Below are 13,813 nucleotides of genomic sequence, written 5' to 3'. Positions count from 1 at the left end.
AGGTGAGAGCACCCAGGAAAGCTGTGGCCAGCCGTTTCCATACCGAAGGCTGCACCGGAATCGTTGCAAGGAGCAATCCGATTGCAATCGTGACGCTGCCTTCCAGTTGCGCTCTCAAGCCATGGCTACAACTCACCGAACTTCGCCCTCGCGAGCAGAACTCTGAGGTCCAAATCGCATCTGCCCCAACTGCAATGGCCGCGATTGCCAGCGAGCGAGCGAGCCAGGGAAGTGTTCGAGAGAACCAATCATCGCGTCGTGAAGGAGGCGGGGTCCTTTCCGACCGTTCGATGGACGCGTTCATGCGTTTCCTGGACTCGCGCATGTCCTCGAGCACAGCAAGCGCTTCGTCTTTCAGCGGCGAGGCAGGGAGAGCGTTCAAGTCTTCCGCCGCATCCGTATGCAAATCAGTGCCCAATCTAGCCATACAAGATCACTGCCCCCACAAAGTACACGGCGATCAGCGTCGCTGCAAGAACCTTTGCGATATGCAGAAGCTTTTCAGGCGAAAGCCTGCTTCTCATCGGATGCGTATCAGGCAATACTTTTTTCAGAACCCACGCCCCAGCGAGCAGCAGGGCGAGCAGTGTTGCGCAACCGATCAGGAAGAAGACCTGGATGATGCCCTTGCCGTTCAGTTCCATACTCATTCAGTCTTTCGCGTTAGAGCTCAGGCCGTATCGCCATCAGGGTCCCACTGCGCCGCGTCTTCCACCGGCCGTGGCAGCCGACCCTCCAGGGTTTCGGCTATCAACGCGGGGTCGATGTAGTTGTAGGTCGATTCGATCACCCACGAAAGAAACTCGTGCGGGCCGCCGTTCATATATGGCGGCGGCGAAACGGGCTTGAAGACGGTGGGCAGTTTCTCGTTCAGCGATATGTAGTTGAGAACGAAGCCAAGCTCCTGAACCACCTGCCAGGCGAATGGGTGTTCAAGATCGAGGTTGAGCTTTACCCACCAATAGGCATCCGCGGTCGAATCCGACGAGAGCACCGTCACGCCCGGCACCCGCGACAGAAAGGCGACCAGCTTGGGAAGGCCCGCCGTCACTACCTGCCGCTTCACTGCCTCGACCGGCGGCGTGACCGACTCCAGCTTCTTGATGATGTGTGCGTGCAAGCTTCGTCCCGCATCGGAAGCCTCACGCTCCAGTGCTTTGCGAAGCTTGCCGGGAAGTTCGAGATCCATAGGGTTACTGGGCGGACGGCGATGGGTTTGGCGAAGGTTGCTGTTCGATCACCGCGGCGACTCTGCGCATCGTTCGGGTCATCGTCACCGCCGGCTCGTCTGTAGTATTGATTGGCCGGCGTTTGGCGTCCGCATTTTTGCATCGTAGCTCGGCGCTACGATCACCCATCTACCGACAAACCCAAGAGAGACAACTCCCATGCCGCTGAACCTCGACACCCCCTCGAGCCTCCCGCAAGACGCCGCGCGCGCCACGCTGGTCGGCCGCCTTTGGCAACCCGGCGTCGGGCCGGTGCTGGTGGCCGTCCATGAGGGCGGGCTGCACGACCTGTCCAGGCTTGCGCCCACGATGAGCGACCTGCTCGAAGCCAAGGAATCGCCCTCCGATGCGGTGCGGCGCGCGCTGCAGGGTGGACAGGCCCCGCGCATCGCCTCGCTCGACGAGGCCATTGCCAACAGCGATGCAACGGCGCACGACGAATCCAGGCCCTGGCTGCTCGCCCCTTGCGACCTGCAGGCCATCAAGGCGAGCGGCGTGACTTTTGTCGAAAGCCTGCTCGAGCGCGTGATCGAAGAGCAGGCGCGCGGCGACGCATCGCGTGCCGAGGCCACTCGCGCCGCGCTGGGCGGTGTGCTCGGCGACAACCTCGCAGGCATCGTGCCCGGCTCGGCCGAAGCCGCAAAGGTGAAAGAGGTGCTGCTGGCGCAGGGCGCATGGTCGCAGTACCTCGAAGTGGGCATCGGCCCCGACGCAGAGATCTTCACCAAGGCTCCGGTTCTCTCTTCGGTGGGCACCGGCGCCGACATCGGCATTCATGCCGCATCGGTGTGGAACAACCCAGAGCCCGAGGTCGTGCTTGCCGTCAACAGCCGCGGCCAGACGCTTGGCGCGGCGCTGGGCAACGACGTCAACCTGCGCGACTTCGAAGGCCGCAGCGCATTGCTGCTCGGCAAGGCGAAGGACAACAACGCTTCGTGCGCCATCGGCCCGTTCATCCGCTTGTTCGATACGCACTTCGGTATCGACGATGTGCGCCGTATTACGGTTGCGCTCGAAGTCACGGGCCCCGAAGGCTTCAAGCTCCAAGGATCGAGCTCGCTTTCGAAGATCAGCCGCGATCCGCTCGACCTGGTTTCGCAGGCCATCGGCGTGCACCACGACTACCCCGACGGCCTGATGTTGTTTCTGGGCACGATGTTCGCGCCGACACAAGACCGTCATGGTCCTGGGCAAGGATTCACCCATGTCGTCGGCGATCGCGTACGCATCGCCGCGCCCGAACTCGGCGCCCTGGTGAACCGCGTGGTTCATTCGGATCAGGCACCACGGTGGACTTTTGGGTTAAGCGCGCTGATGCGAAATCTTGGCGGCCGCGGATTGCTGTAATCGTTCTTTCTACGCTTTAAAAGGAGTTGTACTCCTTTGTAATTCATAGGCAGCACGTAGCAATGTGTTGCTGTTGACCGCGCTTCGCGTTCCCCTCAAGATAACCATTGTTGACGGTTATTCATAAAAGGGAGATGGCGTTGCCGCCAAGCGAGATCGAACTACTGCAGTCGCCTGTTGAAGGCCCGCTTCCGTGCGGCGAAGACCTCGAATACGACCCCGACTTCATGGCGTTGCAGCAAGCGACGACCGGGAAGCGGGAGCAGCAGTTCGGCTCGACGATCATTCCGGCAGAGCCGCCCGATTGGGCCCGCGTCGAACGCATTGCAAAGCAACTGTGCCAGCGCACGCTCGACCTGCGCGTGCTGGTTCCGCTGACGCTGGCGTGGACCGAGAGCCGCGGACTGCCCGGCTATGTCGACGGCCTTCGCGTGGTCGATGGCGTGCTGCAAAAGTTTTGGAACGACGTGCATCCGCGCGTTGTCGATGATGGTTTCGAAGACCCGCTGCCGCGCATGAACGCGCTGGCCGCACTGGCCGAAGCCGAGGGACTGGGTCGCAGCGTGCGCGATGCGCGCCTGCTCGAAGACGCCGGCGTGTCGATGAGCCTGCGGCAGGTGGAGGCGCTGCTCGATTCGAGCAAGGCCGACCAGATCGACTATCCCGGCGGCATCGGCCGGCTGCGCGAAGTGGCGCGCCGTGCGCAAGAAAAATCGGCGCCGCCGGTGCTTGCATTGCATGCAGCACTGGAGCTGCTGCAGCGAATTCGCGAAACCTCGGAGCGGGCGCTGGGGCAAAGCTGGGCGCCGGATTTTTCCAGGCTCGAGCGCTCTCTTCGCACGGTCGTGCAGCTGTTGCCCGAGCAGGCGCAGCAGGCGCGTGCCGACGCATCGGAGCCCGCGCAAGGTGCGGACGCGGCGCAACCCGCTTCGCAAGGGCAAGGCACTGCCGGTGCTGCCAACGGTGCAACCGGCCAGCGCCTGGCGGGCATTAAAGATATTGAAATATCGAATCGTGATGATGTGCAGGTGTTGTTGGAAAAGGCGTGCCAATACATGGAACGCACCGAACCCAGCCATCCGGCGCCAATGCTCATCCGAAGAGCGCAAAGACTGCTGGACCTCAATTTCTTCCAGATCATCGAAGAACTCGTACCCGAGGGCTTGCAGAAGATAGAGAGCCTGGCGGGGCGCCCCCTGGGCAATAGCGCCGAATAGGGCAACCGAGTCAGCTCCGACCCACACGCATAGAGATTCAAGAGGAAGCTTATGGCAGACAACCGTGTCAGAAACAGTGGTCAGAAGTTCATTGCGCGCAACCGCGCGCCGCGCGTGCAGATCGAGTACGACGTGGAGATCTACGGCAGCGAACGCAAGATCCAGTTGCCCTTCGTGATGGGCGTCATTGCCGATCTTGCGGGCAAGCAGGTCGACCCGATGCCCGACCTGGCGGACCGCGACTTCATGGCGGTCGATATCGACAACTTCGACGACCGCATGAAGGCCATCAAGCCGCGCGTGGCGTTCCAGGTGCCCAACACGCTCACGGGCGAAGGGCAGATGAACGTCGACATCACCTTCGACAGCATGGACGACTTTTCGCCCGCGCGCATTGCACGCCAGGTAGGCGCGCTGCAGCACCTGCTCGAAGCGCGCACCGAGCTTTCCAACCTGCTGTCCTACATGGACGGCAAGAACGGCGCCGAGCAGCTGATTGCCCAGGCGCTGCAGAACCCGGAGCTGCTCAAGTCGCTCGCATCCGCGCCCAATCCCGCCGTTGCCAAGGCGGTGGAAGCGGCGAACGAAAAGTCGGGCGGCCCCGGCGCCACCCCTTCTGAGTAAGCCGAGCAAGCCGACAGGACGTCCATCATGAGCACCGCACCCAAACAGACAGCGCGCGCGCAAACCGCCACCATCGAAGCGCTCGAGCCCAACGAGTTCTCCGACCTGCTGCAGCGAGAGTTCAAGCCCAAGACCGACCAGGCCCGCGAGGCGGTGCAAAGCGCCGTCAAGACGCTGGCGGTACAGGCGCTCGAAAGTACCGTCACCATCTCGAACGACGCCTACCGCACCGTGCAGGCGATCATCACGGAGATCGACCGCAAGCTCTCCGAGCAGATCAACCAGATCCTTCATCACGAAGACTTCCAGCAGCTCGAAGGCGCATGGCGCGGCCTGCACTACCTGGTCAACAACACCGAGACCGACGAGCAGCTCAAGATCCGCGTGATGTGCGCATCCAAGCGCGAAGTGGCGCGCTCGCTCAAGCGCCACAAGGGCATCGGCTGGGACCAGAGCCCGCTGTTCAAGAAGATCTACGAGGCGGAGTACGGCCAGTTCGGCGGCGAGCCCTTCGGCGCGCTCATCGGCGACTTTCACTTCGACCACAGCCCGCCCGACGTCGAGATGCTCGGCGAAATGGCCAAGATTGCCGCCGCTGCGCACTGCCCCTTCATTGCAGGCGCATCGCCCACCGTCATGCAGATGGATTCGTGGCAAGAGCTGTCGAACCCGCGCGACCTGACCAAGATCTTCCAGAACACCGAGCACACCGCATGGCGGTCGCTGCGCGAATCGGAAGACGCGCGCTACATCGGCCTGGCCATGCCGCGCTTTCTTGCCCGCCTGCCCTACGGTGCGCGCACCAACCCGGTCGACGAGTTCGAGTTTGAAGAAGAAACCGATTCGGCCCTGCACAACCGCTACACGTGGGCCAACTCGGCCTATGCAATGGGCGTGAACATCAACCGCTCGTTCAAGCAGTTTGGCTGGTGCACGTCGATTCGCGGCGTTGAGTCGGGCGGCGCGGTCGAGAACCTGCCCACCCACACCTTCCCGACGGACGACGGCGGCGTGGACATGAAGTGCCCGACCGAGATCGCCATCAGCGACCGGCGCGAGGCCGAGCTGGCCAAGAACGGCTTCATGCCGCTGGTGCACCGCAAGAACTCCGACTTTGCGGCCTTCATCGGCGCGCAGTCGCTGCAGCAGCCGGCCGAGTACTACGACGCCGATGCCACGGCCAATGCCAACCTGGCGGCGCGCCTGCCGTACCTGTTTGCATGCTGCCGCTTTGCGCACTACCTGAAGTGCATCGTGCGCGACAAGATCGGTTCGTTCCGCGAGCGCGAGGACATGGAGCGCTGGCTCAACGACTGGATCATGAACTACGTGGACGGCAGCCCAGGCACGTCGTCCCAGGATACGAAGGCAATGAAGCCGCTGGCGGCGGCCGAAGTCCAGGTGGAAGCCATCGAGGACAACCCCGGCTACTACGCCGCCAAGTTTTTTCTCCGGCCGCACTATCAGCTCGAAGGGCTGACGGTGTCGTTGCGGCTGGTTTCGAAGCTGCCATCCAACAAGAAGGACAGCAGCTAGTTCAACGGTGTCCCGCAATCGGGCATATATAACTTTGGGGGTTAATCATGGCAGTAGACATGTTCATGCGCGTCGAGGGCGCAAACGGCGAATCCAAGGACTCGAACCACAAGGACTGGACGGATATCAAGTCGTTTGCATGGGGAGCGACGCAGCCTGGAAACATGGTCAGCGGCGGTGGCGGCGGTGTGGGCAAGGCAAGCTTCAACGACCTGCAGGTTCTTGCGCGCATCGACAAGGCGGCCCCGTCCGTCATGAAGAACTGCGCAAGCGGCAAGCACCTGAGCAAGGTCGAAGTGTCGGTGTGCAAGGCCGGCGGCTCGCAGATCGAATACACCCGCGTCACGCTCGAAGAAGTGCTGGTTACCTCGGTGCAATACACGGCCGAGCAGGGCAGCGATGCGGTGCTGGTGCAGTTTGCATTCCAGGCCGCCAAGGTGAAGCAGCAGTACTGGGAACAGACGGACAAGGGCGGCAAGGGCGCCGAAACCGTTCTGGCCTGGAACATCAAGGAAAACCGGGAAGCCTGATTTCCCGTCTTGCCTGACCGGCTCCGCGCGCGCCGCATTGCGGCGCGCCGCGGGGCTCCGGTCACCCGCAGCAGATATTCACCGGCGGCCCATGGCCGCATGCGAGTCAATGAGGAAGTTTCATGGGCGATGGGTTTGCAGTGCTGGGCGAGCGCTCCGTGGCCGAGCACACCGAATGGGTACAACGGCAGATCCGCGCCAAGCCCCAGAACGCCAGCCTGCGGCTTGCCCTCGGCCACTTTCTTGCGCTGCGCGGCGAATGGCAGCGAGCTGAAGACCAGCTCAAGCTTGCCGCAAAGATCGATCCTTCTTTTGCTCCTGCCAGCGCCACCTGTGCAATGGCCCTGGCAGCCGAGCGCCACCGAACCGAATTCTGGAACGGCGGCCGTGCGCCGGCCGTCATTGCCGGCGACGCCGATTGGGTTGGCCGGCTGATTGCCGCCGCCGCGCTGCCGCCCGAACAGGCCGCGCAAGCGGCCGACCTGCGCGAAGCCGCGCGCGAGGCGGCGCCTGCGTTGCAGGGCACCCTGAGCTGTGTCGACCGCTCCGATTCACGCGCCGTGCAGGCCATTGACGGCGAGCCGGTGCAAAGCATCGAGTTCGCGTGGCTTTGCGATGGCGACGTGCGCATTGGCGCGGTGCTCGAACTGCTCACGCCTTCGGGCTACGCATGGCTGCCGCTGCCGGCGGTGCGGCGCCTCAAGTTTTCGCGCCCGCAGCATCTGGTCGACCTGCTCTGGGCGCCCGCCGAAATCGTGCTGCACGACGGCCGTGGGCTCAACGGCCTGGTGCCGGTGCGCTACCCCGGCGCGCTCGACACGCTGGAAGACGAAGCCGCGCTGGGCCGCCGCACCGACTGGTTGCCGCTGGCCGGCGAAGAGCAGTACGCCGGCGTCGGCCAGCGCACGCTGATCAGCGAGGCCGGCGACCATTCGCTGCTCGACATTCGCCTGGTCGAGTTTGCCCCCGCGGAGAGTGTTGCCCAGTGAGTGCACTCCTGCCAGCCAGCCGCTCGCCCATGGAGGCCGATGGCGACCATCAACAAGAAAGCGTTGCACGCGACCGCTTGCAGCCGGTGCTGCTCGACCGCCTGACCGACAAGCAGCCGCAGACCCGCCAGGAGCGCGCGGGCGCTTTCCTGATGAGCGGCAAGCTGCTGCGCGACTCGGTGCTGCGCGACTTGCAGTGGCTGCTCAACACCACCAACTTCGGCGCCGACCACAACATCAACACCATGCCGCGCGCGCGGCGCTCGGTGGTGAACTACGGCGTGCGCGGCTGGGCCGGCGGGCGCATGTCGGAGGTCGACTTTGCCGACGTCGAGGCCGCCATTCGCGCGGCCATCATCGACTTCGAGCCGCGCATCATGAAAGACAGCATCGACGTGCGCTGCGTCACCGACTCCACCGACCTGGAGCACCACAACCTGCTCGCGCTCGAGATCCGCGGCACGCTGTGGTCGGTGCCCTACCCGATCGAATTCATCCTGCGCTCGGAGCTCGACCTCGAAAGCGGCCACATGGTGCTTCGCCCGACGGGAGGGCTCTGATGGACGCGCGGCTGCTCGACTACTACAACCGCGAACTCACCTACATGCACGAGCTCGGTGCCGAGTTCGCGCAGCGCTATCCCAAGATTGCCGGCCGCCTGGGCATGCGCGGCATCGAGGTGAGCGACCCGTACGTGGAGCGCCTGCTCGAAGGCTTCAGCTTTCTGACGGCGCGCATCCAGCTGAAGATGGATGCGGAATTTCCGCGCTTCTCGCAGCGGTTGCTCGAAGTGGTGTACCCGAACTTTCTTGCGCCGCTGCCCGCCATGGGCGTGGTGCAGATCGACGGCAATCTGAACGAAGGTTCGCTGAAGGCCGGCTACGAGTTGCCGCGCCACACCATCTTGCGCGGCCGCATGATCAAGGGCGAGCAGACGGCCTGCGAATTTCGCACCGGCCATGCGGTCACGCTGTGGCCCATCAAGATCGCCGAGGCGAGCATCGGCCCCGTGCCTGCAGAAATTGCGCACGCCATGCCGGTGGTCGCGCGCCAGGCCAAGAGCGCCATCACCATCAAGCTCGAAGCGGTGGGCGGCGCTCGGTTTGCAGAAATGCCGCTCGACCGGCTCGAGTTTTTTCTTTCGGGCGCCGAGCTGCATGCGCTGCGCGTGCTCGAACTGGCTGTGCACCACAGCGTGGGCACCGTGTGCCGCAGCGGCCCGGGCAGCACCGCGCGCATCGTGCCGCTGGGCGACGAGGCCATCCGCCACGAAGGCTTCGATCCCGAGCAGTCGCTGTTGCCGTACGACGCGCGCTCGTTCCAGGGCTACCGGCTGCTGCACGAGTACTTCGCGTTTCCCGATCGCTATCTGTTCTTCAGCGTGAAGAACCTGCGCGCTGCGGCCGCCGCCATGAGCGGCAGCACGATGGAAATCGTGATCCTGCTCGACCGCGCCGACAGCGACCTGGAGCGGGTTGTCGATGCGCGGCACTTCTCGCTTTTCTGCACGCCCATCATCAACCTGGTGCCGCGCCGCAGCGACCGCATTCCCGTTGGGCCGGGGCAGCATGAGCACCATGCGGTCATCGACCGCACGCGGCCCCGCGACTTCGAGATATTTACGGTGGAGCGCGTTACCGGCCACATGAGCAACGGCTCCGAGGAGCGCGAGTTCAGGCCGTTTCTCGGCTCCTTCGCGGCCGACGACGGCGACTTCGGTTCCTACTTTTCGCTGCGCCGCGAGCCGCGCCTTGTGTCCGACCGTGCCCGCGCGCAAGGCACCCGCACCAGCTACACCGGCAGCGAGGTGTATGTGTCGCTGGTCGACCAGCACGACGCGCCGTTTCCGCACAGCCTGCGGCACATCACCATCGACGCGTTGTGTACCAACCGCGACCTGCCGCTGTTGCTGCCCACGGGGCTCGAGTCCGATTTCACCCTGCGCGTCTCGGCGCCCGTGCGTGCGGTGCGCATACTGCGCGGCCCGTCGCGGCCCTACCCGGCGTTGGCAGAGGGCGCGCTCACCTGGCGCCTCATCAGCCACCTGGGGCTCAACTACCTGAGCCTGACCGACGTCGATGCCAACCAGGGTGCGGCTGCGCTGCGCGAAATGCTCGACCTGTACGGCAACCTGGCCGACGCGGCGGTGCGACGGCAGATCCAGGGCGTGCGCTCGATGGCGCTCGCGCCCGTGTTCCGCCGGTTGCCCGAGCCGGGCCCTATCGTCTTCGGCCGCGGCGTCGAGGTGGCACTGAAGATCGACGAGGTCGCCTTCTCGGGTTCGAGCCCTTATCTTTTTGGCGCCGTGCTGGAGCAGTTCTTCAGCCGGCATGTCTCGCTCAATGCGTTCACCGAATTCGCGCTCTCCAGCCTGCAGCGCGGAGAAATCGCGCGGTGGACGCCGCGCATCGGACGCCGCCCCGCCGTATGAGCGCGCTGCACCTCACCGACGATCCGCCAGTGCCATCGGCAGTGCCCGATGGGACCGCTGCGTTGGCCCAGCCCGCGCGGCGCGGTGCGGCCGAGGCCGACCCGGTGCTGTGGGCCGGCCTTGTCGACCAGCCTTTCGAGCATGACCTGTTCATGCTGCTGCGCCGGCTCGATGCACAGGGCGGCCATCCGTTGCTGGGCCGCGCGCCGCGCCCGCTCGACGAGCCGCTGCGCCTCGGGCAGGAGCCCTCGATGGCGTTCGCGCCGTCGAACGTCTCCGGCGTGGATGTGGACGGCGACGGGCCTCCGCGCATCTCGATCTACGGCTTCGGCCTGTTCGGCCCCAACGGCCCGCTGCCGCTACACCTGACCGAGTACGCACGCGAGCGCAAGCGCCATCACAACGACAACACGCTCAGCGCGTTTGCCGACCTGTTCCATCACCGGCTGATCCTGCTGTTCTACCGCGCGTGGGCCGATGCCCAATCGGTCAACAGCCTCGACCGCCCCGACGGCCATCGCTTTGTCGACTACGTAGCGAGCCTCATGAACATGGGGCAGCCCGGCCTGAAGGAGCGCGACCGCATTGCGGACCACGCGCGCACCTTCATGGCCGGGCACCTCGTGCGCCAGACGCGCAACCCCGAGGGCCTCATCCAGATACTCAAGCTGTACTTCGACGTGCCGGTGCGCGTCGAAGAATTCGTGAGCGACTGGGTGATGATCGACGAGCGGCAGGTAAGCCGGCTCGGCCTCTTCGGGCGCAACCACCAGTTGGGCGGCGGCGCGACCATCGGCCTGGCGGTGCGCGATGCGCAAAGCAAATTCCGGCTTGAGCTGGGGCCGCTCTCGCAAGAAGAGTTCAGTGAATTCTTGCCGGGCAGCAAGCGGCTGCAGCAGGTGGTCGACTGGGTGCGCCAGTACATCGGCATCGAGTTTGCGTGGGAGCTGCGGCTGGTGCTCAAGAAAGAAGAAGCCCGCGGCATGCAGCTGAGCGGCGGGCAGCGCCTCGGCTGGGGCAGCTGGCTTGGCACGCGCCTTTCGAACACCGATGCAGGCGACATGGTGTTCCAGCCCGAAGCATTGTTTTCCCGTTCCGCATCGGCAGCTTCCGTGGCGGCTGAAGTTTCTTCCATGGCCTTATGACCGATATTCGCCGCGTCTCCCTTTTCTCCAAACTGAACCCGATGCTCTACAAGGCATTGGAGACCGCCACCGCGTTTGCCAAGCTGCGCGGCAATGCCTATGTGGAACTCGTGCATTGGCTGCACCAGATACTGCAGCTGCAGGACAGCGATCTGCTGCGCATCGTCAAGCGCGCGGGGCTCAACATCGATGCGGTAGAGCAAGACCTGGTGCGTGCGCTCGACCGCCTCCCGCACGGCGCCACGTCGATCAGCGACATTTCCGAGCACGTCGACAACGCGGTAGAGCGTGCCTGGGTGTATGCAAGCCTGCGCTTCGAGGCCACGTCCATCCGCGGTGCCTACCTGCTTGCCGGCATCGTGAAGACGCCGGGGTTGCGGCAGGTGCTTTCGGGCATTTCGCGCGAGTTCGACAAGATCGTGCCCGACGTTCTCATCGCGCAGCTTCCCGCGTGGACCGAAGGCTCGCCTGAAGACGACTTCGATTCCGCACCGCAAGGCCAGCCCGGCGGCGGCCAGGCGGCCGGCGCGGCAGCGCACCAGGGAGACGGAGCCGCAGCCGGCGGCTCCGCGCTTGCCAAGTATGCGAGCGACCTGACAGCCAAGGCGCGCGCGGGCGAGCTCGATCCGGTCTATGGCCGCGACGACGAGATCCGCCAGATCATCGACATCCTCATGCGCAGGCGCCAGAACAACCCGCTGCTCACCGGCGAGGCCGGCGTGGGCAAGACGGCTGTCGTCGAAGGGCTGGCGTCGCGCCTTGCAGCGGGCGACGTGCCGCCTTCGCTCAAGGACGTGTCGCTGTGGGTGCTCGACCCCACGCTGCTGCAGGCCGGTGCGGGTGTAAAGGGCGAGTTCGAACAACGCCTGCGGCAAGTGATCGACGAGGTCGAGAAGAGCCCCAAGCCCATCGTGCTGTTTGTCGACGAGGTGCACACGCTGGTCGGCGCGGGAGGCACCGCCGGCACAGGCGATGCGGCCAACCTGCTGAAGCCGGCGCTTGCGCGCGGCCGGCTGCGCACCATCGGCGCCACCACCTGGTCGGAGTACAAGAAGTACATCGAAAAAGATCCGGCGCTCACGCGTCGCTTCCAGACCATCCAGGTGCACGAGCCCACCGAGCCCAAGGCCGTGGTCATGCTGCGCGGCATTTCAGCCGAGCTCGAAAAGCACCACGGCGTGCTCATTCTCGATGCCGCGCTCGAAGCGGCCGTAAGCCTTTCGCACCGCTACATTCCCGCGCGCCAGTTGCCCGACAAGGCGGTGAGCCTGCTCGACACGGCGTGCGCGCGCGTGGCGCTGAGCCAGCATGCGCTGCCCGCCGCCATCGAAGACCTGCAGCGCCGCATCGAAGTGCTGGGCATCGAGCGGGGCATTGCGCAGCGCGAAGCCGCCATTGGTGTCGGCGAGGCGAAGCGTGTCGACGACATCGCGGCCGAGGTGGCCGCCGCCCAGGCGGAACTCGATTTGCTGGAAAAGCGGCGCGTGGAAGAAGCGGCGTTGGTCGAGCGCATCGTCGCATTGCGCAAGCAGTTGTCGCCCGCTGCCGTGCCCGTGCAGGCAGAGGCGCTGGCGGGGGACGAGCTCGACCACGAGGGCGATGGCGATGACGTCGAAGCATCGGCCCAGGTAGAAGCCGCGCTGGCCGAGTCCGAGCGAACGCCCGAAGAGATCCGCGCCGAGCTCAACCAGGCGCAAGACAAGCTCACGCAGCTGCAAGGCGAATCGCCGCTCATATTGGCCGCAGTCGATGCGCAAGCCATTGCCACCGTGGTGGCCGACTGGACCGGCATTCCCATCGGCCGCATGGTGCGCGACGACGCGCAATCGGTGCTGCGCCTGGGCGAGATTCTTTCGGCCCGCGTGGTGGCGCAGCCCGATGCGCTCGAAACCATTTCGCGGCGCATTCGCACCGCGCGTGCGCGGCTGGACAACCCGAACAAGCCAGTGGGCGTGTTCCTGCTCTGCGGCCCCTCCGGCGTGGGCAAGACCGAAACCGCGCTCGCGTTGTCCGAAGCGCTCTACGGCGGCGAGCAGAACCTTGTCACCATCAACATGAGCGAGTTCCAGGAGTCGCACACGGTCTCCACGCTCAAGGGCGCGCCGCCCGGCTACGTCGGCTACGGCGAAGGCGGCGTGCTGACCGAGGCCGTGCGCCGCAGGCCCTACAGCGTGGTGCTGCTCGACGAGATCGAGAAGGCGCACACCGATGTGCACGAGATCTTCTTCCAGGTGTTCGACAAGGGCTGGATGGAAGACGGCGAGGGCCGGCACATCGACTTTCGCAACACAGTGATCATCATGACGTCGAACGTCGGTACCGATCTGGTCATGCAGCTGTGCGAAGACCCGACCCTGCGCCCCGACCCCGAGCCGCTGGCGGCCGCATTGCGCGAACCCTTGCTCAAGGTGTTTGCACCGGCGCTGCTCGGGCGGCTGGTTGTGGTGCCCTACTACCCGCTGCACGCCGATGCGCTGCATCGCATCATTCGCCTTCAGCTCGACCGCATTGCTGCCCGCCTCGACGCCAACCACGGCATTGCCCTGCACTACGACGACAGCGCCGTCGAACTGGTGGCGCGCCGTTGCACCGCCATCGAGTCAGGCGGACGAATGATCGACGCCATCCTGACGCACACCATTCTTCCGCGGCTGAGCGAAGAAGTCATTGGTGCGACGGTGAGCGCGCGCAAGCTCGCCGGCGTGCGGCTCAGCGCGGCGGACGACGACTTTCATTACGAATTTTCTGAACGCTGAGCGAAGAAA

At 64.9% G+C, this 13,813-nt stretch carries 12 protein-coding genes; 10 read left to right on the top strand and 2 right to left on the bottom strand.

Going from position 1 to position 13,813, the window contains the following annotated elements; all coding sequences use genetic code 11:
* Window positions 1–419 precede the first annotated feature (419 nt).
* Together J2X67_RS19770 and J2X67_RS19765 are read right to left on the bottom strand one after the other, a co-directional pair.
* Entirely contained in the window at window positions 420–650 is a 231-nt protein-coding gene (locus J2X67_RS19770; protein WP_309955658.1) for a hypothetical protein, read from the bottom strand.
* Between the two features lie 20 nt (window positions 651–670).
* Complete coding sequence (locus J2X67_RS19765; protein ID WP_309955656.1) at window positions 671–1,189, bottom strand: hypothetical protein; 519 nt, start codon at window positions 1,187–1,189, stop codon at window positions 671–673.
* Window positions 1,190–1,388: 199 nt separating this feature from the next.
* Here J2X67_RS19765 and J2X67_RS19760 point away from each other — a divergent pair, with 199 nt between their 5' ends.
* From J2X67_RS19760 to tssH, 10 genes are all read left to right on the top strand, one after another.
* Entirely contained in the window at window positions 1,389–2,576 is a 1,188-nt protein-coding gene (locus J2X67_RS19760; protein WP_309955654.1) for a fumarylacetoacetate hydrolase family protein, read from the top strand.
* Between the two features lie 134 nt (window positions 2,577–2,710).
* Window positions 2,711–3,793 (top strand): type VI secretion system protein TssA, encoded by a 1,083-nt coding sequence (gene tssA, locus J2X67_RS19755; RefSeq protein ID WP_309955652.1) that lies wholly within the window; start codon window positions 2,711–2,713, stop codon window positions 3,791–3,793.
* Window positions 3,794–3,844: 51 nt separating this feature from the next.
* Window positions 3,845–4,417 carry a type VI secretion system contractile sheath small subunit gene (gene tssB / locus J2X67_RS19750; protein ID WP_309955650.1) on the top strand — a complete coding sequence of 191 codons (573 nt, stop codon included), beginning with the start codon at window positions 3,845–3,847 and terminating at the stop codon, window positions 4,415–4,417.
* Window positions 4,418–4,444: 27 nt separating this feature from the next.
* On the top strand, window positions 4,445–5,953 hold the full coding sequence (tssC, locus tag J2X67_RS19745; protein WP_309955648.1) for a type VI secretion system contractile sheath large subunit: 1,509 nt from the start codon (window positions 4,445–4,447) through the stop codon (window positions 5,951–5,953).
* A gap of 47 nt (window positions 5,954–6,000) precedes the next feature.
* Window positions 6,001–6,483: a type VI secretion system tube protein Hcp gene (locus tag J2X67_RS19740; RefSeq protein WP_126746719.1), complete on the top strand. Its 483-nt coding sequence runs from the start codon at window positions 6,001–6,003 to the stop codon at window positions 6,481–6,483.
* Window positions 6,484–6,605: 122 nt separating this feature from the next.
* Complete coding sequence (locus tag J2X67_RS19735; RefSeq protein ID WP_309955645.1) at window positions 6,606–7,472, top strand: type VI secretion system accessory protein TagJ; 867 nt, start codon at window positions 6,606–6,608, stop codon at window positions 7,470–7,472.
* Between the two features lie 29 nt (window positions 7,473–7,501).
* Window positions 7,502–8,032, top strand: a complete 531-nt coding sequence (tssE, locus tag J2X67_RS19730) for a type VI secretion system baseplate subunit TssE (protein WP_309956114.1) — start codon at window positions 7,502–7,504, stop codon at window positions 8,030–8,032.
* Window positions 8,032–9,903, top strand: a complete 1,872-nt coding sequence (tssF, locus tag J2X67_RS19725; RefSeq protein WP_309955643.1) for a type VI secretion system baseplate subunit TssF — start codon at window positions 8,032–8,034, stop codon at window positions 9,901–9,903. Before tssE ends, tssF begins: the two co-directional genes overlap by 1 nt.
* Entirely contained in the window at window positions 9,900–11,048 is a 1,149-nt protein-coding gene (gene tssG, locus J2X67_RS19720; protein ID WP_309955642.1) for a type VI secretion system baseplate subunit TssG, read from the top strand. The genes tssF and tssG overlap by 4 nt, the downstream gene beginning before the upstream one ends.
* Window positions 11,045–13,804: a type VI secretion system ATPase TssH gene (tssH, locus tag J2X67_RS19715; protein WP_309955640.1), complete on the top strand. Its 2,760-nt coding sequence runs from the start codon at window positions 11,045–11,047 to the stop codon at window positions 13,802–13,804. The genes tssG and tssH overlap by 4 nt, the downstream gene beginning before the upstream one ends.
* Window positions 13,805–13,813: the final 9 nt, after the last annotated feature.

Origin of the sequence: Variovorax sp. 3319 (assembly GCF_031456585.1) — a bacterium.
Classification (GTDB): Bacteria; Pseudomonadota; Gammaproteobacteria; order Burkholderiales; family Burkholderiaceae_C; genus Variovorax; species Variovorax paradoxus_P.
Note: the sequence above shows the minus strand (reverse complement) of the source record. Positions and strands in the feature narration are given on the sequence as shown.